At 67.4% G+C, this 23738-nt stretch carries 24 protein-coding genes and 1 pseudogene; 17 read left to right on the forward strand and 8 right to left on the reverse strand.

Annotation, left to right across the window (positions count from 1 at the left end):
* Positions 1-25: 25 nt before the first annotated feature.
* A pseudogene (locus AAHS21_RS23755) lies at positions 26-520 on the reverse strand (M23 family metallopeptidase); the annotation flags it as partial.
* A 291-nt stretch (positions 521-811) separates the two neighbouring features.
* Here AAHS21_RS23755 and rpsB point away from each other — a divergent pair.
* From rpsB to AAHS21_RS23770, 3 genes are read left to right on the forward strand one after another with little or no spacing between them, the layout of a single operon-like run.
* A complete protein-coding gene (gene rpsB / locus AAHS21_RS23760; RefSeq protein WP_342930000.1) occupies positions 812-1654 on the forward strand; it encodes a 30S ribosomal protein S2 in 843 nt (280 codons plus the stop codon).
* 1 nt (position 1655) lies between these two features.
* The gene (tsf, locus tag AAHS21_RS23765) at positions 1656-2471 is read left to right on the forward strand and encodes a translation elongation factor Ts (protein ID WP_342930001.1); all 816 of its coding nucleotides are present in this window, start codon (positions 1656-1658) and stop codon (positions 2469-2471) included.
* A gap of 31 nt (positions 2472-2502) precedes the next feature.
* Entirely contained in the window at positions 2503-3921 is a 1419-nt protein-coding gene (locus AAHS21_RS23770; protein WP_342930002.1) for an amidase, read from the forward strand.
* A gap of 42 nt (positions 3922-3963) precedes the next feature.
* On the opposite strand, the gene AAHS21_RS23775 is transcribed toward AAHS21_RS23770, so the two are convergent.
* Positions 3964-4383: a MarR family transcriptional regulator gene (locus tag AAHS21_RS23775; protein WP_342930003.1), complete on the reverse strand. Its 420-nt coding sequence runs from the start codon at positions 4381-4383 to the stop codon at positions 3964-3966.
* Positions 4384-4586: 203 nt separating this feature from the next.
* On the opposite strand from AAHS21_RS23775, the gene AAHS21_RS23780 reads away from it, so the two are divergent.
* The 3 genes from AAHS21_RS23780 to AAHS21_RS23790 all read left to right on the forward strand — a co-directional run bounded on the left by AAHS21_RS23780 (position 4587) and on the right by AAHS21_RS23790 (position 6995).
* Positions 4587-5060, forward strand: coding sequence for a DUF1942 domain-containing protein (locus AAHS21_RS23780; RefSeq protein ID WP_342930004.1), 474 nt, complete (start codon positions 4587-4589; stop codon positions 5058-5060).
* 298 nt (positions 5061-5358) lie between these two features.
* Complete coding sequence (locus tag AAHS21_RS23785) at positions 5359-5928, forward strand: MPT63 family protein (protein WP_342930005.1); 570 nt, start codon at positions 5359-5361, stop codon at positions 5926-5928.
* Positions 5929-6059: 131 nt separating this feature from the next.
* Complete coding sequence (locus AAHS21_RS23790) at positions 6060-6995, forward strand: lysophospholipid acyltransferase family protein (protein WP_342930006.1); 936 nt, start codon at positions 6060-6062, stop codon at positions 6993-6995.
* 30 nt (positions 6996-7025) lie between these two features.
* Here the strand turns inward: AAHS21_RS23790 and AAHS21_RS23795 are convergent, their stop codons facing one another.
* Together AAHS21_RS23795 and AAHS21_RS23800 are read right to left on the reverse strand one after the other, a co-directional pair.
* Positions 7026-7751, reverse strand: a complete 726-nt coding sequence (locus tag AAHS21_RS23795) for a response regulator transcription factor (protein ID WP_342930007.1) — start codon at positions 7749-7751, stop codon at positions 7026-7028.
* A 247-nt stretch (positions 7752-7998) separates the two neighbouring features.
* Positions 7999-8238 carry a CsbD family protein gene (locus tag AAHS21_RS23800; RefSeq protein WP_342930008.1) on the reverse strand — a complete coding sequence of 80 codons (240 nt, stop codon included), beginning with the start codon at positions 8236-8238 and terminating at the stop codon, positions 7999-8001.
* Between the two features lie 376 nt (positions 8239-8614).
* On the opposite strand from AAHS21_RS23800, the gene pyrH reads away from it, so the two are divergent.
* The 6 genes from pyrH (at position 8615) to AAHS21_RS23830 (ending at position 13525) form a co-directional block, all read left to right on the forward strand.
* Positions 8615-9400, forward strand: a complete 786-nt coding sequence (gene pyrH, locus AAHS21_RS23805) for a UMP kinase (protein WP_342930009.1) — start codon at positions 8615-8617, stop codon at positions 9398-9400.
* Between the two features lie 13 nt (positions 9401-9413).
* Positions 9414-9971: a ribosome recycling factor gene (gene frr, locus AAHS21_RS23810; protein ID WP_036468078.1), complete on the forward strand. Its 558-nt coding sequence runs from the start codon at positions 9414-9416 to the stop codon at positions 9969-9971.
* A gap of 22 nt (positions 9972-9993) precedes the next feature.
* Entirely contained in the window at positions 9994-10917 is a 924-nt protein-coding gene (locus AAHS21_RS23815; RefSeq protein ID WP_342930010.1) for a phosphatidate cytidylyltransferase, read from the forward strand.
* A gap of 25 nt (positions 10918-10942) precedes the next feature.
* Positions 10943-12037 (forward strand): 23S rRNA (adenine(2503)-C(2))-methyltransferase RlmN, encoded by a 1095-nt coding sequence (gene rlmN, locus AAHS21_RS23820; RefSeq protein ID WP_342930011.1) that lies wholly within the window; start codon positions 10943-10945, stop codon positions 12035-12037.
* A gap of 67 nt (positions 12038-12104) precedes the next feature.
* The gene (locus AAHS21_RS23825; RefSeq protein ID WP_342930012.1) at positions 12105-12617 is read left to right on the forward strand and encodes a protein disulfide oxidoreductase; all 513 of its coding nucleotides are present in this window, start codon (positions 12105-12107) and stop codon (positions 12615-12617) included.
* Positions 12614-13525 carry a cytochrome c biogenesis CcdA family protein gene (locus AAHS21_RS23830; protein WP_342930013.1) on the forward strand — a complete coding sequence of 304 codons (912 nt, stop codon included), beginning with the start codon at positions 12614-12616 and terminating at the stop codon, positions 13523-13525. Before AAHS21_RS23825 ends, AAHS21_RS23830 begins: the two co-directional genes overlap by 4 nt.
* On the opposite strand, the gene AAHS21_RS23835 is transcribed toward AAHS21_RS23830, so the two are convergent.
* From AAHS21_RS23835 to AAHS21_RS23850, 4 genes are all read right to left on the reverse strand, one after another.
* Positions 13476-13730, reverse strand: a complete 255-nt coding sequence (locus AAHS21_RS23835; RefSeq protein WP_342930014.1) for a DUF2631 domain-containing protein — start codon at positions 13728-13730, stop codon at positions 13476-13478. The genes AAHS21_RS23830 and AAHS21_RS23835 overlap by 50 nt on opposite strands.
* 150 nt (positions 13731-13880) lie before the next feature.
* The gene (locus AAHS21_RS23840) at positions 13881-14462 is read right to left on the reverse strand and encodes a fasciclin domain-containing protein (RefSeq protein WP_342930015.1); all 582 of its coding nucleotides are present in this window, start codon (positions 14460-14462) and stop codon (positions 13881-13883) included.
* A gap of 106 nt (positions 14463-14568) precedes the next feature.
* Positions 14569-16299, reverse strand: coding sequence for a cytochrome c biogenesis protein DipZ (locus AAHS21_RS23845; protein WP_342930016.1), 1731 nt, complete (start codon positions 16297-16299; stop codon positions 14569-14571).
* A 120-nt stretch (positions 16300-16419) separates the two neighbouring features.
* Positions 16420-17091: a fasciclin domain-containing protein gene (locus AAHS21_RS23850; protein ID WP_342930017.1), complete on the reverse strand. Its 672-nt coding sequence runs from the start codon at positions 17089-17091 to the stop codon at positions 16420-16422.
* 180 nt (positions 17092-17271) lie between these two features.
* On the opposite strand from AAHS21_RS23850, the gene dxr reads away from it, so the two are divergent.
* The 5 genes from dxr to AAHS21_RS23875 all read left to right on the forward strand — a co-directional run bounded on the left by dxr (position 17272) and on the right by AAHS21_RS23875 (position 23722).
* Positions 17272-18483, forward strand: a complete 1212-nt coding sequence (dxr, locus tag AAHS21_RS23855) for a 1-deoxy-D-xylulose-5-phosphate reductoisomerase (RefSeq protein WP_342930018.1) — start codon at positions 17272-17274, stop codon at positions 18481-18483.
* Positions 18484-18489: 6 nt separating this feature from the next.
* On the forward strand, positions 18490-19704 hold the full coding sequence (locus AAHS21_RS23860) for a M50 family metallopeptidase (RefSeq protein WP_342930019.1): 1215 nt from the start codon (positions 18490-18492) through the stop codon (positions 19702-19704).
* Positions 19701-20867 carry a flavodoxin-dependent (E)-4-hydroxy-3-methylbut-2-enyl-diphosphate synthase gene (gene ispG / locus AAHS21_RS23865; RefSeq protein WP_342930020.1) on the forward strand — a complete coding sequence of 389 codons (1167 nt, stop codon included), beginning with the start codon at positions 19701-19703 and terminating at the stop codon, positions 20865-20867. The genes AAHS21_RS23860 and ispG overlap by 4 nt, the downstream gene beginning before the upstream one ends.
* A gap of 55 nt (positions 20868-20922) precedes the next feature.
* Complete coding sequence (locus tag AAHS21_RS23870) at positions 20923-21777, forward strand: GNAT family N-acetyltransferase (RefSeq protein WP_096286142.1); 855 nt, start codon at positions 20923-20925, stop codon at positions 21775-21777.
* Between the two features lie 115 nt (positions 21778-21892).
* Positions 21893-23722, forward strand: a complete 1830-nt coding sequence (locus tag AAHS21_RS23875; protein ID WP_342930021.1) for a penicillin-binding transpeptidase domain-containing protein — start codon at positions 21893-21895, stop codon at positions 23720-23722.
* Positions 23723-23738 lie beyond the last annotated feature (16 nt).

The raw sequence follows: 23738 nt of genomic DNA on the forward strand, positions 1-23738 counted from the left end.
ACACTCAAGCGGCAGGCCCGCCGTCGAGCGGCTTGAGGCGGACGGCGGTGGACCGCAGCAGGCCGAGCGGATCGACATAGTCCGCACCCGACGACGGCCCCCACATCGCTCCCCAGTGCAGACAGGCTCCGCCACCTGCAGACGCCCGGCACTGGCCATGCCCGGCGATCAGCTCGCCGATCACCGTCTGGGCGCTCACCTGCTGACCGACCCGCACCGCGGCCCGGACCGGCTCGTAGCTGGTGTGCAGTCCGCCGGGGTGAGCCAGGGCGACCACCGGCCGTCCCGCCAGCAACCCGGCGAACACCACGGTCGCGCTGCCGGCGGCGTACACCGGCTGACCTGCGCGTCCGGCCAGGTCCACGCCGCGGTGCCCCGGCTTCCAGTTCGGCGACGGCGCGTCAAAAGGCCGCACCACGGCCGGAGCCGGCCGCAGCGGCCAATCCAGCCGGACCTGTTCGGCGGCCGCCGGGACCGCGCTGAACAGCGCCATACCCACGATCAGCGCCGCCCACCGCACCCCATGAGTTCAGCGTGGCGTCGACGACACGGCCACCCGCGTTTGCCCAATCTGTGCACGCGGACCGCACTGTGGACGTGTGCTGGAAAAACCACCAGCTGAGTCGGTGTAAACTGCTCGTCGCAGCTCGTTCGCGGGCTGACTTCGCGCGTCTGCCTCGCGTCTCCCGTTCCACTAGGAGTTCGCATCGCATGCCGGGCGGTCCCGTAACAGGGTCCGGCATCGAGCAGGCGCCAGGGCCTGGCCTCACCCGATGCCAGGCGACAACCGACATAAAGGAATGGCATCACCATGGCCGTCGTGACCATGAAACAGCTGCTCGACAGCGGCACCCACTTCGGGCACCAGACCCGTCGCTGGAATCCCAAAATGAAGCGGTTCATCTTCACCGACCGCAACGGCATCTACATCATCGACCTGCAGCAAACGCTGACCTTCATCGACCAGGCGTACGAGTTCGTCAAAGAGACCGTCGCTCACGGTGGCAGCGTGCTGTTCGTCGGCACCAAGAAGCAGGCGCAGGAATCCGTCGCCGCTGAGGCCACCCGCGTCGGCATGCCGTACGTGAACCAGCGCTGGCTGGGTGGCATGCTCACCAACTTCTCCACCGTGCACAAGCGCCTGCAGCGCCTCAAGGAGCTCGAGGCGATGGAGCAGACCGGTGGCTTCGAGGGCCGCACCAAGAAGGAAATCTTGATGCTGACCCGCGAGAAGAACAAACTTGACCGCAGCCTCGGCGGTATCCGCGACATGTCCAAGGTGCCCTCGGCGATCTGGGTCGTGGACACCAACAAGGAGCACATCGCCGTCGGCGAGGCCCGCAAGCTCGGCATCCCGGTCATCGCGATCCTGGACACCAACTGCGACCCCGACGAGGTCGACTACCCGATCCCGGGCAACGACGACGCGATCCGCTCGGCCGCGCTGCTGACCAAGGTGATCGCCTCCGCGGTCGCCGAGGGCCTGCAGGCGCGTGCCGGGGTGGGCCGCGGCGACGGCAAGCCCGAGGCGGAAGCCGCCGAGCCGCTCGCCGAGTGGGAGCAGGAGCTGCTGGCTTCGGCGACCACGACCGCGACCACCACAGCCACCACCGACGCCGCTGGAGCTGCAACCGAAACAAGCACGGAAGGCTGATATGGCGAACTTCACCGCTGCCGACGTCAAGCGTCTTCGTGAGCTCACCGGTGCCGGCATGCTCGATTGCAAGAACGCACTGGCCGAAAGCGACGGCGACTTCGACAAGGCCGTCGAGGCACTCCGGATCAAGGGCGCCAAGGACGTCGGCAAGCGCGCCGAACGTGCCACGGCCGAAGGTCTGGTCGCGGCCAAGGACGGCGCGTTGATCGAGCTGAACAGCGAGACCGACTTCGTCGCCAAGAATGCCGAGTTTCAGCAGCTCGCCGACGAAATCGTCGCCGCGGCAGCCCAATCCAAGGCCGCCGACGTCGACGCGCTCAAGGCCGCTTCGGCGGGTGACAAGACGGTCGAGCAGGCCGTCGCCGACCTGTCCGCCAAGATCGGCGAGAAGCTGGAGCTGCGCCGGGCCGCCTTCTTCGACGGCACGGTCGAGACTTACCTGCACAAGCGTGCCGCGGACCTGCCCCCGGCGGTCGGCGTGCTCGTCGAGTACACCGGCGCCGGCGCCGAGGCCGCGCACGCCGTCGCGTTGCAGATCGCCGCGCTCAAGGCGCGCTACCTGACTCGCGAGGACGTGCCCGAGGACGTGGTGGCCAGCGAGCGCCGCATCGCCGAGGAGACCGCGAAAGAAGAAGGCAAGCCGGAGCAGGCGCTGCCCAAGATCGTCGAGGGCCGGCTGAACGGCTTCTTCAAGGACGTGGTGCTGCTCGAGCAGCCGTCGGTGTCCGACAACAAGAAGACCGTCAAGGCGCTGCTCGACGAGGCCGGCGTCACGGTGACGCGGTTCGTTCGCTTCGAGGTAGGCCAGGCCTAGCCGACAAACCCGAGCGGCTAGCGTCAGTGCTATGCGACGCGTGCACGCTTTCGGTGACGACGCCCTCGGCGATCTCGACGCCACCGGCCTGGCCGAGGCCCTCCGGGCCGGCCGGGTCGGCAGAACTGAGGTGGTCGAGGCGGCGATCGCTCGCACCGAGGCTGTCAACCCCGCGCTGAACGGCTTGGCCTACAAGGCATTCGAGCAGGCCCGGGCGAAGGCGTCGGCCAATGCCGCGAGCGGTTCTGCCCGGTTTTTCGAAGGCGTCCCGACGTTCCTCAAGGACAACGTCGACGTCGCGGGGCAGCCGACGATGCGCGGTGCCGACGCGTGGGCGCCGCGCAACGCCGTCGCCGACGGCGAGTTCACCGCGGTGTATCTGGCCACCGGACCGACGTCGCTGGGCAAAACGCAGATGTCGGAGTTCGGGTTCAGCGCGGCCGCCGAGCATCCCCGCCTCGGGCCGGTGCGCAACCCCTGGGACACCGATTACACGGCCGGGGCCTCGTCGTCGGGCTCGGGTGCGTTCGTCGCCGCCGGGGTGGTGCCGATCGCACACGCCAACGACGGTGGCGGCTCGATTCGAATTCCGGCCGCCTGCAACGGGATTGTCGGTCTCAAGCCGTCGCGCGGTCGGCTGCCGCTTGACGCGGAATTGCGCCGGATGCCGGTGGGTATCGTCGCCAACGGTGTGCTGAGCCGCTCCGTGCGCGACACCGCGGCGTTCTATCGGGAGGCCGAACGCATTTGGCGCAACGCCAAGCTGGCCCCGATCGGAGACGTCACCGGGCCCGGCCGGCAGCGCTTGCGGATCGCGGTGGCCACCGGCTCGGTCCGGCGGGAGTGCGGCCCGGAACTGCGGGAGCTGACCCTCAAGACCGCCGGGGTGCTCGAAGAGCTGGGGCACCGGGTCGAACACATCGACCATCACCCGGTGCCGGACAGCTTCGTCGACGACTTCATCTTGTACTGGGGATTTCTCGCGCTGATGCAGGTGCGCACCGGGCGGCGCCTGTTCGGCAACACCTTCGACCGCACCCGATTGGATGCCTTGACGCTGGGCCTGGAGCGCCACACCGGCCGCAACCTGCACCGGCTGCCGGGCGTCATCATGCGGCTGCGCAGAATGCGGCGGCGCAGCGCCGACTTCTACCAGACCTATGACGCACTGCTCACCCCGACGCTCGCCGACCCGACGCCGCGAGTCGGTCACCTGGCGCCCACCGAGTACCAGCAGGTAATGGACCGGCTGATCGACTGGGTGGCGTTCACGCCGCTGCAGAACGTCACCGGAGATCCGGCGATTTCGTTGCCGCTGGCCCAATCCGCGGACGGGATGCCCGTCGGCATGATGTTCGCGGCCGACCTGGGGCAGGATGCGCTGCTATTGGAACTGGCGTACGAACTCGAACAAGCGCGGCCCTGGGCCCGGATTCAAGCGGCCGGATAACTCGACGGCGACCCGCTTGGCCGCCCTCGCGATCGCCGCTGGTCAGTCGGAGCCGAGTTTTTCCAGCATGCGCTTGAATTCGCGCTGCTGTGTCGCGGTGAGCTTGGCCAGGATGCGGTCATCGGCGCCGCGGACCGCAGCTTCCGCGCGTTTCAGCGTCGTGCGCCCCTGACTGGTCAGGGTGGCCGGCAGCGCGCGCCCGGAGGACACCGACGCCGGCCGTTCCACCGCGCCAATCTCCTCCAGCCTGCGCAGCACCGTGTTCATCGCCTGTGGCGTGACGTTGGTGCTGCGGGACAGCTCGGCACTGGACAGCCCTGGCGACATGGAAAGGATTCTCAGACAAACGAATTCGGGCAGCGTCAGGCCGAGCGGACTCAACACGGCCGAAACTTCGGGTCGCAGCACGGCTCCCACCCGGTAGAGCAGATAGCCAAGCGGAGCATCTTCGGTCGCACCCATGTCAGCGATACTGACATATCCCGACGGCGGGTCGGCGTAAGCGCGGCCAAAGGATGGGCGATGGCGCGGCGGCGAATGCGAGGTAACAGGTGGTTGAACGTCGCTTCAATTCGGTGTTCACAGCGCGCTACGTCGTTTGGCGTGCGGACGCCGATGGGTAACGCCTGTTTTCGGAGGGAACACGAGTTACCAAGGGGATCACAATGACACTTACCAGGACGACAGTGAAAGCGGCTCTGAGCGCTGTGGGGATTGCGGGCGCGAGCATCTTGATGGCGCCCATGGCCGCTGCCAACGTCCAGAGCTACGGAGCCACCGAACGGGCCGTCGATGGCCCACTGATCACCGACTACACCGTCAGCAATCTGGCGCCGACCGACGTGACGATTCCCGGCTACCAACCGGCTGGGCAGCTGTACCGGGCCGATGTGACGGCGAAATCGGTTGCCGGAACCGTCCAGCCCCAGATGTCCCGCTTCATGGCCAGGGCGTTCAACGGCACGGTTTACCCCGTGCTCAACACCAGGCCGGTGCCCGACGGCCTTGACCCTCGTCCGATCGATCAGGGCCAACAGACGTCCGGCGAACTCTACTTCGACGTAACTGGCGAGCGGCCGGTCGGCGTGGTGTACACCGACAAGGAAGACGATTTCCTGGTCTGGACGCGCCACGTTTAGCCCGCTCGAACTGCGAATTCGCGAGAAGTTCCCCGCGCTGTTTACGCGCGGGGAACTTTGTTTTGCGCGTCGGAATTCGACTGTGGCATTTGGGGCTGAATTTATGCTTTGAGGTTAGTGCGCATTCTGTGGCGAATTGATTTGCGCCGACGAATTACGACGTTTTCTGCATCTCAGCGCTCTGATGTTTGGGGCTGACAGGGATTGGATATGCGGCAATGGTGCGGTGATAACTCGTGCCGGAGGGAAATCATCGCGACGAAACAATGGTAACGATTGAACTGAGAGGTATTTAGCTATGAAGTTCACTTCAAATGCTATGAAATCGGTGATCGGAGCCGCCGGTATTGCTGCTGTCAGCGCTTTCACCGCGGCCACCGCGTCCGCGGCGCCCAACATCCAGGGCTTCGGCACCAGCCAGCAGCTCGTCGCGGGGCCGCTGATCACCAACTACACGGTGAGCAACCTGCAGCCGAGCAATGTGTCGATCCCGGGGTACACGCCGAAGGGCACGCTCTACCAGGCGGACGTCACGGCCCGGTCGGACGGCGGCCTGGTCACCCCGATGGTCAACGACTTCATTGCCCGTGGGCCCAACGGCCAGAACTACCGGGTGATCGACAAGGTCGGGGCCCCGGGCAGTCTGAACCCGGCGCCGATTCCGCAGGGCAGCGAGTCGACCGGCACGCTGTACTTCGACGTGACCGGCGCACCGCCGAACGGCGTCGTCTACAACGAGGGCACCCAGGACATCCTGATCTGGACGTCGAACATGCAGGGTGGCTCGGAGCCGGGTGCGGCGCCGAACACCACCCCGGCACCCGGACAGCCGCCGGCCCCGGCGCCGAACGCGCGCGCGAACACCTAAGGCCTAGTCGCTGAAGAACTCCCCGCGCCACCCACCGTGGCGCGGGGAGTTCTGCGTTGACAGCGATTTTTCAGGTTTTTCGCCAGATAATTCGCCGAATTGCCTGCGGCTCAATGGGGTATCCGGCAGGAATGGGTTACACAGATCACAGGCCGGCCGCGGTGCGCGAACAGGCTCAAGAGCACGCCGAACAGGCCCGCGAGATGATGGAGGAAAAGCGCGACGCGCGGCGCGGGGGACTGAGTGGCTGGGTGGCGCAGCGGGCCGCCCGCTGGGATCTGCGCGGTCAAGACGAAGCCACCCTGCAACGCCAGAAGTTCGTGTGGAACCTGTTGGTCGACTATTGGTTTCGCATGGAGATCGACGGCTGGGAGAACATCCCCGAGCCCCCGGCGCTGCTGATCGGGATTCACTCCGGCGCCCCGTTCGTCTGGGACGCGTGGACGGTCGGTCTGCAATGGTGGCGGCGCTTCGGCCCGGACCGCACGTTGCATGGCACCGCTCACGACGCGTTGATGGCGATCCCGCTTTTCGGCCGTTACTTCCGGTCGATGGGCGTGCTTCCGGCCGCCCCCGACGCCATCGCCACCGCCCTGGCCGAGGGGCGAGACGTCGCGCTATGGCCTGGCGGAGAAGTGGATTCGCTGCGTCCCTGGGTCGAACGCGACCGCGCCAACCTGGCGGGGCGCACAGGCTTCGTGAAGATGGCGATTCGCGCCGGGGTGCCGATAGTGCCGATCGCCACGGTCGGCGGCGCGGACGCGATGCCGGTGCTGATCCGCGGTGACCGCCTGTCCAAGGCGTTGCGACTGGATCGACTGTTGCGGCTCAAGGTCTTTCCGCTGGCGGTCTCGCTGCCGTGGGGCATCGCGCCGGCCGCACTTCCGCAATTACCGTTACCGGCCAAGATCAGGACGCGGTTCATGCCGGCGGTCGAGCTGGACCACGATCCCGCGCGCGCCGAGGACGACGATTACGTCGACGCAAAGTACCGGGAGGTGCAAGCCGGCATCCAGCAAGGTATGGATGCGCTGGCACGCAAGCGTGCGCTACCGCTGTTCGCGTGAGGCTCGAATGTGCTTGAACCTCAACGCAGTTCAATGGTGGCCGCGGCCGTTGAGGTCCGGATTCCCCGCGGTGTCGTTGACGACCCACTGCGGGTGCGGTGGCGTCACCGCCATGTAACCCACACCGCGGACGGTGTCGACCATCGATTCGTGTTCGGGGCCGAGCTTCGCGCGTAGCCGCCGCACGTGGACGTCGACGGTGCGGACGCGTCCATTGGCGTCGTATCCCCATACCTCGTGCATCAGCCGGGTGCGGCTGAATGCCCGACCGGCGTGTTGCACAAGGAAATTCAGCAATTTGAACTCGGTAACCGTCAGACTGAGATCCTTGCCGCACAGGGATCCGGCGAAACTCGCCGGGTGCAGGATGAGGTCACCAAACTTCAAGCAGCCGTCCACCGCGCTGCGGCGGCGCTTGATAGCCAGACGCAATCGCGCCTCGAGCTCGTCGGCGCCGGTGGCGGGCAACATCACATCGTCGATGCGCCAGTCCACGTCCACCGACGCGAAGTGCGCGGGGGCGACGACCGCGACCACCGCGAGGGCCGGGGTGTGGGCCGTCAGGCCGCGGCAGGTACTGCGGGCCGCCGCCAGGTCGGTGCGTGCGTCGATGATCGCCACGTCAGCGCTGTCATGGTGTCCGTTGAGCTGGTCGGACAGTGGCGCGCGACGAATCGTCTGGGTCAGCGATTCGAGAGTCGGTAATGCCGACGCGAAATCGTCGGCATTGGAAAGAAGTAGCACATCCACAGACATCTCCAAACCTCATGAGGGTCTGTCGTCGCCCCCGACCGCTTCGGAACCTCACCCAGATGTCCACCAGCGCAGCGCTGAGTACCCCATTCGGGAGTTAACTATGCCTGCTTTGTTGCTCATTGTTCGGGAGATTGCCCGGTGAAGTGCGCGGTTACCGCGGATGGCTTTGTCTGGATGCGCCCACCACAGCCCGGAAAGTCGACGGGTCCGGCCCGTCAACACGGGCCGGACCCATCCTTCAAACAAGCTATTGATTGGCCTTCTGGCGCTCTTCGGCCACCTTCGCGGCGCCGCGTGCGGCCTCCGCCTCGGCTTCCTTTTTGGCCGCGTCGCGCTGCGCTTCGGCCTTGTCCTGCTGGGCTTGACCTTCGCGGGTGAGGTCGTCGCGACCCGCCAGCGCGCCGGCGGCTTCCTTGACCTTGCCCTTGACGTCTTCGACGACGCCCTTGACGGCTTCCGCGGGACCAGAGTTCTCGTTGTCCGCCATGAATCAATTCCTCCTCAGAGGCCTACGAGGGGTGAGCGACTGACGCGCTCGCGCGATCGGCTGGCGATCGCTTTCCGGCATACGGCGTGATTCGGCCCTGCTTCTCAAGACCGCAGATTTCCCCACCGCGTGGTGCGGATTCCCAAGCCGGCGCGAGCTCAAACATCTGGCACCGGAAGCAAAGTCGCGACGCCAGCACATCCGGGCGTGACCTGCGCCGACGGTGCGCCGCTGCGGTGTGGCTCGCCGCCCGCGCAAATAATCCACCCCGCTGGCGCCAGATTGTGCTGCGATGGGGCAGGATGTGAACTGCCGTTCCGGGTGGGAAGCCACCGTGCTGCCAAGCTCGGGATGGCACTGTCATGCGAGGAGTCTGATGACGCAGCCCGAGCCCACCAGCGCTAACGGCGTTCCGACATCTTCATCCGGCCACGGACAACCCACCAGCCAGCCGCGCGCGAAGTATTCACGTGTGTTGCTGAAGCTCGGCGGCGAGATGTTCGGTGGCGGCCAGGTCGGGCTGGATCCCGACGTGGTGGCACAGGTCGCCCGCCAGATCGCCGAGGTGGTCCGCGACGGCGTGCAGGTCGCCGTCGTAATCGGTGGCGGCAACTTCTTCCGGGGTGCACAACTGCAGCAGCGCGGTATGGAGCGCACTCGCTCGGACTACATGGGCATGCTCGGCACCGTCATGAACAGCCTTGCGCTGCAGGACTTCTTGCAGAAGGAAGGCATCGACACCCGCGTCCAGACCGCGATCACGATGGGCCAGGTCGCCGAGCCCTACATTCCACTGCGGGCCGTCCGTCATCTGGAGAAGGGCCGCGTGGTCATCTTCGGCGCGGGCATGGGGTTGCCGTACTTCTCCACCGACACCACGGCCGCGCAGCGCGCGCTGGAGATCGGCGCCGATGTGGTCTTGATGGCCAAGGCGGTCGACGGCGTGTTCACCGAGGATCCGCGGGTGAACCCCGACGCCGAGCTGCTGACCGCCATCAGCCACCGGGAAGTCATCGACCGGGGGCTGCGGGTGGCCGATGCCACCGCGTTCAGCCTGTGTATGGACAATGGCATGCCAATCCTGGTGTTCAACCTGCTGACTAACGGCAATATCGCTCGGGCGGTCGCTGGTGAGAAGATCGGAACGCTAGTCACCACTTGAGGGGAAGACGCAGATGATCGATGAGGCTCTCTTCGATGCCGAAGAGAAAATGGAGAAGGCCGTATCCGTGGCCCGTGACGACTTGTCAACCATCCGGACCGGCCGCGCCAATCCGGGCATGTTCTCCCGGATCGTCATCGACTACTACGGCACGACCACTCCGATCACGCAGCTGGCCAGCATCAACGTCCCGGAGGCGCGGCTGGTCGTGATCAAGCCGTACGAAGCCAGCCAGCTGCACGCGATCGAGACGGCGATTCGCAATTCCGACCTCGGGGTGAATCCCAGCAACGACGGCACCCTGATCCGGGTGGCGGTACCCCAGCTGACCGAGGAACGCCGCCGCGAGCTGGTCAAACAGGCCAAGGGCAAGGGCGAAGACGCGAAGGTCTCGGTGCGCAACATCCGGCGTAAGTCGATGGAAGAACTGCACCGGATTCGCAAGGACGGCGAGGCCGGCGAGGATGAGGTCGGCCGCGCCGAAAAGGACCTGGACAAAACCACCCAGCAGTACGTCAACCAGATCGACGAGCTGGTCAAGCACAAAGAAGGCGAGCTGCTGGAGGTCTAGGGGCCGCTCAGCAACCGAGTCAGTGGCAACCTCCGATGCCGGTACCGGCACCCCGCCCGACGAGCCGGCGCGGGGCGTGAAAGACACCCTGCAGAAAACCGCCAAGAAAACGTCGCGGGCGGGACGCGACCTGCCCGCGGCGATCGCGGTCGGTGCGGCGATCGGCGGCCTGCTCGTCGCGACGCTGGTCTTGGCTCCGCGCTTCTGGGTGCTCATCGTCGCGATCGCGATTCTCGTTGCCACCCACGAGGTGGTGCGCCGGCTGCGCGAAGCGGGGTACGTCATTGCGGTCATCCCATTGCTGGTCGGTGGCCAAGTCACCGTCTGGCTGACCTGGCCTTACCACGCCGCCGGCGCGTTGGCCGGCTTTGCCGCCACTGTGGTGGTTTGCAATGTCTGGCGCTTGTTCATGCCGGATCCCAGCCGCAGTCCATCACCCGCCGGCTCGTCGTCGAACTACCTGCGCGACGCGTCGGCCACCGTCTTCCTGGCCGCCTGGGTCCCGCTGTTCGCCTCCTTCGGCGTCCTGCTCGTCTATCCCCACGACGGCGCGGGACGGGTGTTCTGCCTGATGGTTACCGTCGTCGCTTCCGACACCGGCGGATACGCCGTCGGGGCGCTTTTCGGCAAGCATCCGCTGGTCCCGACGATCAGCCCGAAGAAGTCCTGGGAGGGATTCACCGGCTCCCTGGTCTTCGGGATTTCCGCGGCGATCCTGACCGCGACCCTCCTGGCCGGCAAACCGGCGTGGATCGGCGCGCTGCTGGGTCTCATCCTGGTGCTCACCTGCACGCTCGGTGATTTGGTGGAGTCGCAGGTCAAGCGGGATCTCGGTATCAAGGACATGGGCCGGCTGCTGCCCGGCCACGGCGGGCTGATGGACCGGCTCGACGGAGTGCTGCCGTCGGCCGTCGCGGCCTGGATCGTGCTGACCTTGGTTCCCTAGGCCGCTAGCCGATACTGGACAGAGCATGGCCCAACAATTGGTGTTCGAAGAGCCGCGGGCGGGAAAGCCGCCGCGGCATCTCGCCGACCTCGACGCGGGTGGCCGGGTGTCGGCCGTCGAGGAGCTCGGCTTGCCGGCGTTTCGGGCCAAGCAGCTCGCGCATCAGTACTACGGCCGGTTGATCGCCGACCCGCGGCAGATGACCGACCTTCCGGTGGCCGTGCGCGACGTGATCGCCGAGACGATGTTCCCGAACCTGCTCAGCGTCGCCCGGGAAATCACCTGCGACGCCGGGCAGACGCGAAAGACGTTGTGGCGGGCCGCCGATGGGACGACGTTCGAGTCGGTCCTGATGCGCTATCCGCAGCGCAACACCGTCTGCATCTCGTCGCAGGCGGGTTGCGGCATGGCGTGTCCGTTCTGTGCGACCGGCCAGGGCGGATTGACGCGCAACCTGTCGACCGCCGAGATCACCGAACAGGTGCGCGCCGCGGCGGTGACATTGCGCGACGAGTTCGGTGACCGGCTGTCGAACGTGGTGTTCATGGGGATGGGGGAGCCGCTGGCCAACTACGCGCGGGCCGTGGCCGCGGTGCGGCGCATCACCGAAGCGCCGCCGCACGGCTTCGGCATCTCGGCTCGGTCGGTGACGGTCTCGACGGTCGGCCTGGCTCCGGCGATCCGCAAGCTGGCCGACGAACGGTTGGGCGTGACGCTGGCGTTGTCGCTGCACGCGCCGGACGACGAGCTGCGCGACACGCTGGTCCCGGTCAACAACCGCTGGAAGATCAGCGAGGCGCTCGACGCCGCGCGATACTACGGCGACGTGACGGGCCGGCGGGTGTCGATCGAGTATGCGCTGATTCGCGACGTCAACGACCAGCCCTGGCGCGCCGACCTGCTGGGCAAGCGACTGCACGGCGCGCTCGGGCCGCTGGCACACGTGAACCTGATCCCGCTCAACCCGACCCCGGGCAGCGATTGGGACGCCAGCCCCAAGGACGCCGAGCGCGAGTTCGTCCGGCGGGTCCGGGGCAAAGGCGTGTCGTGCACGGTCCGCGACACCCGCGGCCGCGAGATCAGTGCGGCATGCGGACAACTTGCCTTCGAAGAGGGTTAGTAGCGCGCTGAACCGGGCACGACCCTAGTCCGTGTTGTGAGTTAGTAGTCCAGCAAAAGGGGTTGGGATGACGATTCGCCTTTTCTCGCGCTTCAAGATGTTTGCGGCGGCCATCATGACGGGCCTTGTCGCGACGGTCCTGATATCGGCCGGTGCGCCACGGGCACAGGCTGCCGACGATCGGCTGCAGTTCACCGGAACGACGCTGAGCGGGGCGCCGTTCAACGGCGCCAGCCTGCAAGGGAAACCGGCGGTGCTGTGGTTCTGGGCGCCGTTCTGCCCGTTCTGCAACGCAGAAGCTCCCGGAGTGGCCCAGGTCGCGGCCGCTAATCCCGGTGTCACCTTCGTCGGCATCGCCGGGCACTCCGACCCCGGCGCGGAGCAGGCCTTCGTCTCCAAATACGGCCTGAACTTCACCAACCTCAACGACGCCGACGGCTCGATCTGGGCCCGCTACAACGTGCCCTGGCAGCCGGCCTACGTGTTCTACCGGGCGGACGGCAGCTCGACGTTCGTCAACAACCCCACCTCCGCGATGCCCCAGCAGGAACTGGCCAATCGGGTGGCCGCGCTGAAGTGAACCAGGGCCTCGTCGGTCTGGCATTCGCTGCCGGGTTGGTGGCCGCGGTGAACCCGTGCGGGTTCGCGATGCTGCCGGCTTACCTGCTGCTGGTGGTGCGCGGCCAGCACAACGGGCCACGTCCCGGTCCGGTGGGCGGGGTGGGGCGCGCGCTGGCCGCCACCGCCGGTATGGCGCTCGGCTTCCTGACGGTGTTCGGGTTGTTCGGCGCGCTGACCATCTCGGCGGCCACCACGGTGCAGCGCTACCTGCCGTACGCGACCGTCGTGATCGGCATTGTGCTTGTCGCCCTTGGCATTTGGTTGCTCTCGGGCCGGGAGCTGACCGCGCTGACGCCCCGGGCGCTGGGTCCGCGGTGGGCTCCGACGAGCCTGGCGGGCATGTACGGCTACGGCATCAGCTACGCGATCGCCTCGCTGTCGTGCACGATCGGGCCGTTTCTGGCGGTCACCGCCGCGGGCCTGCGCAGCGGGTCGCTCGTCACGGGCGTGTCGATCTATCTGGCCTACATCGCGGGCCTGACGCTGGTCGTCGGCGTACTCGCCGTTGCCGCCGCGACCGCGAGCTCGGCGCTGGCCGATCGGCTGCGACGCATCCTGCCGTTCGTCAACCGGATCGGCGGCGCGCTGCTGGTGCTGGTCGGGCTGTACGTCGGCTACTACGGCTGCTACGAGTTGCGGCTGCTGGACGCCGCGGCCGACCCCCGGGATGCGGTGATTCTCGCGGCCGGGCGGCTACAGGGCGTGCTGGCCGGCTGGGTGCACCAGCATGGCGTCTGGCCGTGGCTGCTGGCCTTGGTCGCGCTGGTGGGCGTCGCGGTGGTGAGCGCCTGGCACCGGCGCGCCCGACGTACAGCGGCTAGCGGATCCAGCCGCGCCGGCGGCCCCACATGTCGCGGATCAGGATAAACAGCGACAGGACCGCGAAACCGATCAGGAAGTTGTCCTCGACGTGGCCGACGTGGTTACCGCGCAGCATGGCCAGCAAGAAGAGCACGGCGAAGATGCCGACGCCGTGCCAGGTGCGGGTGTTGATCTTGCTCCATCCCCACGCGGCGGATGGCACCTCGGCCGGGTCGACGCCGTTGTAGAGCTCCACCTCGGTACTGGCCACGGCGATTCCCTTCGGATCGGATCGTCTTCTGATCACAGATTCTGGCATACCCGCCGTGCCGCAGGCACGGGTTGGTGGCCGACCCTCCGGATCGGGTAGGCCACCAACCCCGGCCGGCAGGCGCCGCACCGGCCGGCCTGCGCTACCGGTTTAGGAGGGCGGCATCAGCACGGTGTCGATCATGTACACCGTCGCGTTCGCGGTCGGCACCCCGCCGCAGACCACGCTCGCATTGTTGACTTTGAGGTCGTTGCCCTGGCCCGTCACCGTCACGTTCGCGCCCTGCAGTGTGACGTGGCTGCCGCCGACCTTCGCCGGACTCAGCTGACCCTGTACCACGTGGTAGGTCAGGATGCTCTTCAGCATCGCCGCGTTCGTCTTCAGCTGGCCGATGGTGGACTCGGGCAGCTTGCTGAACGCGGCGTCAGTCGGCGCGAACACCGTGTACTGGCCGTTGTTCAGGGTGTCCACCAGATTCACCTGCGGATTGAGCTGGCCCGAAAGTGCCGAAGTCAGGGTGGTCAGCATCGGGTTGTTGGACGCCGCGACGGCGACGGGCGCCTGAGACATCCCGTCCACCGAGGCCGGACCGTTGGGGTGGGCCGCCGCGTAATCCGTGCATCCCGGACCCACCAAATCAGCGGCGCCCGCGCTCGGCGACACTGCGACTGCGAGGCCAACGATTCCCGCGGCAGCGAAGCTGGTTGCCGCCATTTTCCTGAATGCATTCATGCGATTCGCTCCCTTCATAGGCCGGGAGCATTCACCCCGTTTGGCTGAAGTCCCGGTATCCCTCATTCGGAGCCGATCCGCTTGTGGATTGATCGCGACCGCGATATCAGCCATAGGTGAACGAAAACACCTGCAACCCCTTGCCCGGGCGCACCTCGAGCGTGCCGGGTGCCGCCTGATCGCCGCCGACGATCTGGTGGGACGTGGGAGGCCCACTGATCGGCACCGTGGTGGCTTTTCCGTCGCGCACCACTGTGAGGGTGCCGGCGCCGCCTACGACGATGTACACGTTTTTCGCGTGGTAGTTGAGTTTGATGGCGCAATCGTCGCCGTCCGCCGTCGCGCCTTGATAGTCGAGCGACCAGGGGCCGCGCAAGGCGAATTTGTCGGCCGCGAGCTCCGGTGGGTAATCGAACGTCGCCGTCCCTTCGTCGTACATCCCGGCCCCGCCGAAGTTGACGACTTTGCCGACCCCGAAATAGGTCTCCGGTGTCAGAGCGGCCTTCGGGGTGGTGTCGGCCGCGTCCACCGGTCTGGGAAGCTTGACCCCGGGCCGGGCGCCGGTGAGCAGCTGCCTGATCAGGCTCTCGGTGACGTCGTAGTCGCCTTCACCGAACTTGATGTGCCGCACCATGCCGCTGGCGTCGATCAGATATTCGGCGGGCCAGTAGCGGTTGCGATAGTTGGTCCAGGTGGAGTAACCGTTGTCCAGCGCGATCGGATACGTGATGCCCAGATCCGCCGCCCCCTTGGCGACGTTGTCCGAAACTCTCTCGAACGCGTACTCCGGGGTGTGCACGCCGATGACCACCAGACCGGCGTCCTGGTATGCCTTTTGCCAGCCGACGACGTGTGGGATGGCGCGTTGACAATTGATGCAGGAATAGGCCCAGAAGTCGACCAGCACTACCTTGCCGCGCAACGAGTCGAGGGTGATCGGCTGGCCGCCGGGTGTGTTCAGCCATCCGGCTATGCCTTTGAGATCGGGTGCGGCACCACAGTTCTCGAGTTTTGTGCCGCCATTGCTGCAGTTCGACAGCTGTGCGTTCTGGTCGTTGACGATGCCGCCGAGGTTCAGTTTTTCCCGTATCTGCTCGGAGTCACCGATTCGCTGTTGCAGCGACCCGGCGTAGTCCGGAATCGCCCGCTGCAGTGCGGCCGGCAGGTCGAACGCCAGCGCCACCGCGAGCAGCAGCGTCACGACGCCCGCGGCCACCCGGATCTCGCGCTGCCGGCTCCGGAAAGCCCGCACCCGCTCGGCGACCCGCTGACCGGCCAGCGCGAAGAACAGCAGCGGCAGCGCGGCGCCGACTGCGAACGCGCCGGTCAGCACCACCGTCGCCACGCCTATGGTCGCCGTCGCCCCGGCCACCACGATTGCGGCGAGCACCGGACCCGCGCAGGGTACGTACAACACACCCAGCGCCAGGCCCAGCCCGAAACCGCCTCCGCGAGTGGCGATTTGCTTCTGCGGGATGCGGGAGAACGGCCGCTCCAGCAGCTGCTCGAAGCGCGGAAAGATCAGACCGATGCCGATCGCGACCAGCGCGACCAGGCCGACCCAGCGGATGGTGTCCTGCGGCAGGCGCAGCACCGACAGCAGTGCCGAGCCGAGCAGGGTGACCACACTGAAGCTGAGTACCAGGCCGCCGATCACCCGGTACGGCCGCAATGTCGCGGACAGCGTGCGCTTTCCCGCGACCGCGACGGCACCCTCGGACTGCTCGGCGTGGACTTGCGTTCCCGAGAAGAACACCACCGGCAGGACCGGCAGAATGCAGGGGGAGATGCCGGTGATGAGGCCGCCGAGTAAGCCGACCAGCGCGAGTGTCAACATGCCTGGTATTCGTTGCCGTCACCGTGATGGATTGGTTTGAGCGCCAAGGAGTTTCGCAATCAACATGAGAATGGCTAGGCAGCCCACTATCTCGGCTGCCTAGCCATTCCGCCTGAAGGGTTACTGATTCGGCGGCATCAGCACCGTGTCGATCATGTACACGGTCGCGTTGGCGGTGTGCACCCCGCCGCACACCAGGCCCGCGTCATTGACCTTCAGGTCGTTTCCTTGGCCGGTCACCGTCGCGCTGGCGCCCTGCAGTGTGACGTGGGCGCCGGCGACCTTCGCCGGACTGAGCTGACCCTGCACCACGTGATAGGTCAGGATGCTCTTGAGCAGGGCGGCGTCGGTCTTCAGCTTGTCAATAGTGGCCGCCGGAAGCTTGTCGAACGCGGCGTTCGTCGGAGCGAACACCGTGTACTGGCCGTTGTTGAGGGTGTCGACCAGGTTCACCTGTGGGTTGAGCTTGCCCGACAGCGCCGAGGTCAGGGTGGTCAGCATCGGGTTGTTCGATGCCGCCGTCGCGACGGGGTCCTGCGCCATCCCAGCGACCGACCCGGGGCCGGTGGGGTTCTGCGAGGCGTACGCCGAGCACCCCGACCCGATCAGGTCGGCCGCCGGGTCGGCGGCCGCAGCGGAGGTGGTCATCGGTGCCGTTGTGCTGCTGGTCGCAACGGTCGAGCTGGTCGAGCTTTGCGCTGCGGGTTTGTTGCTCGAACAGCCCGAGAAACCCACGATCGCGATCGCGGCCAGGCTGGCCGCCGCGACTGTCTTGACCTGAACATTCGTCATTGCGCTTCGATTCCTTTGTTACGACGGCCGCAGCCGCCACCTCTGGGATGAACGCCAGTGATTCGGAGTGCGGGCGGTCACGGATGGGTCTGAATCGGACGGCCATGACGCGGGCTCGCGCCCTGAGCGCACACTCGAGCCGCCATGGCCCGCGACGGCCACCGGCGGCACAATGAGTGAGTGAGCTCCCCGAGGACCGAAGTGCGGGCCGACGGCCCGATCCGCGTGCTCGTGCTGGGCAGCACCGGCTCCATCGGCACCCAGGCGCTGGACGTCATCGCCGCCAACCCGGACCGCTTCGAGGTGGTCGGGCTGGCGGCGGGCGGGTCCAACCCGGACACCTTGGCGCGCCAGCGCGCCGAGACCGGAGTGACTAATATCGCCGTCGCCGATGAGCGGGCCGCCGCCACCCTGGGCGACGTCACCTTTCACGGCCCGGATGCGGTCACCCGGCTGGTCGAGGAAACCGAGGCCGATGTCGTGCTCAATGCCCTGGTCGGCGCGCTGGGCCTGCGACCGACGCTGGCGGCGCTGCACTCGGGCGCCCGGCTGGCGCTGGCCAACAAGGAATCGCTGATTGCCGGCGGCCCGCTGGTCCTGGCGGCGGCGCGACCCGGGCAGATCGTGCCGGTGGATTCCGAGCACTCCGCGCTGGCCCAGTGCCTGCGCGGCGGCGAGCCCGACGAGGTTGCCAAGCTGGTGCTGACCGCCTCGGGCGGACCGTTTCGCGGCTGGGCCGCCGCCGACCTGGAGGCCGTCACCCCCGAGCAGGCCGGCGCGCATCCGACCTGGTCGATGGGCCCGATGAACACGCTGAACTCGGCGTCGCTGGTGAACAAGGGACTCGAGCTCATCGAAACCCACCTGCTGTTCGGCGTCGGCTACGACCGCATCGAGGTCGTCGTGCACCCCCAGTCGATTGTTCATTCAATGGTCACGTTCACCGATGGCTCCACAATCGCCCAGGCCAGCCCGCCGGACATGAAGCTGCCCATCTCGCTGGCATTGGGCTGGCCGCGGCGGGTGCCGGGAGCGGCCCCGCAGTGTGACTTCACCACCGCGTCCACCTGGGAATTCGAGCCGTTGGACAGCGACGTTTTCCCGGCCGTCGAGCTGGCCCGGCAGGCAGGCGAGACCGGCGGCTGCATGACCGCGGTGTACAACGCCGCCAACGAGGAGGCCGCGGCGGCCTTCCTGGACGGCCGCATCAGCTTTCCGACCATCGTCAGAACAATCGCCGACGTGCTGAGCGCCGCCGACCAATGGGCCGTAACACCGGCTAACGTGGATGAGGTACTAGACGCGCAGCGCTGGGCACGGGAGCGAGCGCAGCGCGCGGTCACAACTGCAAGCCCCGCCAAAGTCTCGGGAATGGTCTTAGAAAGGTCCTAGCGGCTGATGATGTTCGGACTCGGCATTGCGCTGTTCGCGCTGGCCATCCTGATCTCGGTGGCCCTGCACGAATGCGGCCACATGTGGGTCGCGCGTGCCACCGGCATGAAGGTGCGCCGCTATTTCGTCGGTTTCGGCCCCACGCTGTGGTCGACGCGGCGCGGCGAGACCGAGTACGGCGTCAAGGCCGTTCCGCTGGGTGGCTTCTGTGACATCGCCGGGATGACCCCGGTCGAGGACCTGGCGCCCGACGAGTCCGACCGGGCCATGTACAAGCAGCAGACCTGGAGGCGGGTCGCGGTGCTGTTCGCCGGCCCGGGCATGAACTTCATCATCTGCGTGGTCCTGATCTACGTGATCGCACTCATCTGGGGGTTGCCCAACCTGCACCCGCCCACCCAGGCGATCGTCGGCGAAACCGCTTGCATCGCACCGGAAGTCGCCCCGGGCAAGCTCGGTGAGTGCACCGGTCCCGGACCGGCCGCATTGGCCGGCATCCGCCCCGGTGACGTGGTGGTCAAGGTCGGCGACACCAAGGTGTCCACCTTCGACGACATGGCCGCCGCGATCCGCAAGCTGCACGGCACCGTCCCGGTCGTCGTCGAACGTGACGGCACCCCGATCACCGCCTACGTCGACATCACGCAAACGCAGCGATACGTGGGCAACGGACAGGACGGCAAGCCCGCCCCCGCGACGGTCGGCGCCATGGGCGTCGGCGGCGTCAAACAGGCGCCCACGCACTACGGCGTGCTCGGCGCCATCCCGGCCACCTTCGCCTTTACCGGCGACCTGACCGCCGAGGTGGGCAAGGCGCTGGTCGCGATCCCCGGCAAGGTCGGCGCGCTGGTGCACGCGATCGGCGGCGGACAGCGCGACCCGCAGACGCCGATGAGCGTCGTCGGGGCCAGCATCATCGGCGGCGACACCGTCGACCACGGACTGTGGGTGGCGTTCTGGTTCTTCCTGGCCCAGCTGAACCTGATCCTGGGCGCGATCAATCTGTTGCCGTTGCTGCCGTTCGACGGCGGCCACATCGCCGTCGCGGTGTTCGAGAAGATCCGCAACCTGGTCCGGTCCGCGCGGGGCATGGTCGCGGCGGCCCCGGTCAACTACCTCAAGCTGATGCCGGCGACCTATGTGGTCCTGGTGTTCGTGGTCGGCTACATGCTGCTGACCGTGACCGCCGATCTGGTCAACCCGATCAGGCTCTTCCAATGAGCGTCGGCCTGGGCATGCCGGAAGCGCCGGCGCCCACGCTTGCGCCCCGGCGCAAAACGCGCCAGTTGATGGTCCGCGACGTCGGGGTCGGCAGCGATTCCCCGATTTCGGTGCAGTCGATGTGCACCACTAAAACGCACGACGTCAACACGACGCTGCAGCAGATCGCCGAGCTGACGGCCGCGGGCTGCGACATCGTCCGGGTGGCCTGCCCGCGTCAGGAGGACGCCGACGCCCTGGCCGAGATCGCCCGGCACAGCCAGATCCCGGTGATTGCCGACATCCACTTCCAGCCGAAGTACATCTTCGCCGCGATCGACGCCGGATGTGCTGCCGTGCGCGTCAACCCGGGCAACATCAAGGAGTTCGACGGGCGGGTCGGTGAGGTCGCCAAGGCGGCCGCCGCGGCCGGCATCCCGATCCGCATCGGCGTCAACGCCGGCTCGCTGGACAAGCGGTTCATGGAGAAGTACGGCAAGGCCACACCGGAGGCGCTGGTCGAGTCGGCGCTGTGGGAGGCCTCGCTGTTCGAGGAGCACGGCTTCGGCGATATCAAGATCAGCGTCAAGCACAACGATCCCGTCGTGATGGTCGCCGCCTACGAACAGCTGGCCGCGGCGTGCGACTATCCGCTGCACCTCGGTGTGACCGAGGCCGGGCCGGCCTTCCAGGGCACGATCAAGTCGGCGGTGGCCTTCGGCGCCCTGCTGTCCCGCGGCATCGGCGACACGATCCGGGTGTCCTTGTCGGCGCCACCGGTCGAGGAAGTCAAGGTCGGCATTCAGATTCTCGAATCGCTGAACCTGCGCCCGCGCGGGCTGGAGATCGTCTCGTGCCCGTCGTGTGGCCGCGCGCAGGTCGACGTCTACACCCTGGCCAACGCGGTGTCCGCGGGCCTGGACGGGCTCGACGTGCCGCTGCGGGTCGCGGTGATGGGCTGCGTCGTCAACGGCCCGGGGGAGGCCCGCGAGGCCGATCTCGGCGTTGCCTCCGGAAACGGCAAGGGGCAGATCTTCGTTCGCGGCGAGGTGATCAAGACCGTTCCCGAAGCTCAGATCGTCGAGACGCTGATCGAAGAGGCGATGCGGTTGGCTTCGGACATGGCCGGTGATAACGGTCCTGGCACAACAGCCAGCGGGACGCCGGTTGTCACCGTAAGCTGATAAGACCAGTTCTCTCTTACTGGTCCTGTCGTTCGCACCATGGAGAGTTCGCCAGATGTCGGCTCCGCCCCTGTTTCGCCTCGTTGGCGACAGACGGGTGTCCGTGGTGCGCGACGCCGCCGCGGTGTGGCGAGTATTCGACGAAGACCCGATCGGGGCCTGCATGGTCGCCTCCCGCGTCGCCGATCACGGTATCGACCCCGGCGCGATCGGCGGGGAGCTGTGGACCCGCCGCGGCGCGGACGAGTCGCTGTGTTTCGCCGGCGCCAACCTGATCCCGTTGCGGGGGCTGCCGGCCGACCTGAACGCGTTCGCCGACGAGGCGATGAGCGGGACGCGGCGCTGCTCGTCGCTGGTCGGGCGGGCGAGTCTGGTCCTGCCCATGTGGGAGCGGCTCGAGACCGCCTGGGGACCGGCCCGTGACGTGCGGGAACGCCAGCCGCTGATGGCGCTGGCCAAGCACCCGATGTGTGACCTCGACCCCGAGGTGCGTCAGGTGCGGCCGGAGGAGCTGGACGCCTACCTGGTGGCCGCGGTCGACATGTTCATCGGCGAGGTCGGCATCGACCCGCGGCTGGGTGACGGCGGTCGCGGCTACCGCCGCCGGGTGGCCAGCCTGATCGCCGCCGGGCGTGCCTGGGCCCGGTTCGAGCAGGGTCAGGTCGTCTTCAAGGCCGAGGTCGGGTCGCAATCGCCCGCGGTCGGGCAGATCCAGGGTGTCTGGGTGCATCCGGAGTGGCGCGGCCTGGGCCTCGGTGCTCGGGGCACCGCGATGCTGGCCGCCGTGATCGTCGGCAGCGGGCGGATCGCCAGCCTGTACGTGAACGACTTCAACGAGGTGGCCCGCGCCGCCTATGCCCGGGTGGGCTTCGCCGAGGTCGGCACCTTCGCCACGGTCCTGCTGGACTAGCCGGGCTGTCGCCCCCAGGCGCCGCCGGCGCCCGCCGCACGAACGCGCCACATTACGGTCTGGTCTCGGTGTGTCGGCGCCGGTGCACCGGCCGCTGTTCTTAACATCAGTAACGATGGCCACAAAAACCTCATCAGTATCAGTTGTTTCGGCAGCGGCGGTCCTGCTGCTGGTCGCGGCTGCCGCGCTGTCGGGCTGCACGCCGCGGCCCGACGGCCCGGGCCCTGCCGCGGAGAAGTTCTTCCGCGCCTTGGCCATTGGCGACACCGCGACGGCCGCCCAACTCAGCGACAACCCCATCGAGGCCCGCGAGGCGCTGAACGCGGCCTGGGCCGGGCTGCAGGCCACCCACTTGGACGCGCAGATCCTCAGCTCGAAGTACGCCGAGGACACCGGCACGGTCGACTATCGGTTCAGCTGGCACCTGCCGAAAAACCGGGTGTGGAGCTACGACGGCCAGCTGAAGATGGCCCGCGACGAGGGTCGCTGGGAGGTCCGCTGGGCGCCCAACGGGCTGCACCCCAAGCTGGGCGAGCACCAGACGTTCGCGTTGCGCGCCGATCAGCCGCGGCGCGCCTCGGTGAACGAACTCGGCGGCAGCGACGTGCTGGCGCCTGGCTACCGCTATCACTACACGCTGGACGCCACCAAGGCCGGCCCGCCGCAGTCGCTGAGCTTCACCACCCACTCGATCGTCGACGTGCTGCGGCCGTTCAACGACACGCTGACCGACCCGCAGCTGCTCGCCGAACGGGCCAGCTCGACAGCCAACCAGGTGGACCTGGGCGTCACGCTGCTGCCCGCCGACAACGACAAGGTCTTTCCGCTGATCGGCCACCTGCCCGGGATCGTGGTCACCCCGCAGGCCGACATGCTGGCGACCGACCCGCATTTCGCGCCCGCCGTCATCGGCGAGGTCAAGAAGGCCGTGATCGACCAACTCGACGGCCAGGCGGGCTGGCGGGTGGTCAGCGTCAACCAGAACAACGTCGACGTCGCGGTGCTGCACGAGGTCGAGGGAGCGCCGGCCCCGTCGGTGTCGATCACCTTGGATCGGGTCGTGCAGAACGCCGCCCAGCGCGCGGTGGACAACAAGGGCGGCAAGGCGATGATCGTCGCGATCAAGCCGTCGACGGGGGAGATCCTCGCGATCGCCCAGAACGGCGCGGCCGACGCCGACGGGCTGCCCGCCACCAACGGCCTGTTTCCGCCGGGGTCGACGTTCAAGATGATCACCGCCGGCGCCGCCGTGGACCGCGACATGGCCACGCCCAACTCGATGGTCGGCTGCCCGGGCCATCTCGACATCGGCCACCGCACGGTCCCGAACTACGGCGGCTTCGACCTCGGCGTGGTGTCGATGTCGCGCGCCTTCGCCAGTTCGTGCAACACCACGTTCGCCGAGTTGAGCAGCAAGATGCCGCCGCGGGGCCTGACGCAGACGGCCTCCCAATACGGGATCGGGCTCGACTACACGGTCGACGGCATCACCACCGTCACCGGGTCGGTGCCGCCGACGGTCGACCTGGCCGAGCGCACCGAGGACGGCTTCGGGCAGGGCCGGGTGCTGGCCAGCCCGTTCGGCATGGCGCTGGTGGCGGCCACCGTCGCTGCCGGGAAAACCCCTGTGCCGCAATTGATTGCGGGCCGGCCGACGACGGTCGAGGGTGACAGCACCCCGATCAGCCCGAAGATGATCGACGCGCTGCGCCCGATGATGCGGCTGGTAGTGACCAATGGGACAGCCAAGGAGATCAACGGCTGTGGCGAGATCTACGGGAAGACCGGTGAGGCCGAGTTCCCGGGCGGGTCACATTCCTGGTTCGCCGGGTACCGCGGCGATCTGGCCTTCGCGGCGCTGATCGTCGGGGGCGGCAGCTCGGAATGGGCGGTCCGGATGACCAAATTCATGTTCGAGTCGCTGCCGCCGGGCTATCTGACCTGAAACCTTTCGGCCTGGC

The organism is Mycobacterium sp. 050272, assembly GCF_039023525.1.
GTDB lineage: Bacteria > Actinomycetota > Actinomycetes > Mycobacteriales > Mycobacteriaceae > Mycobacterium.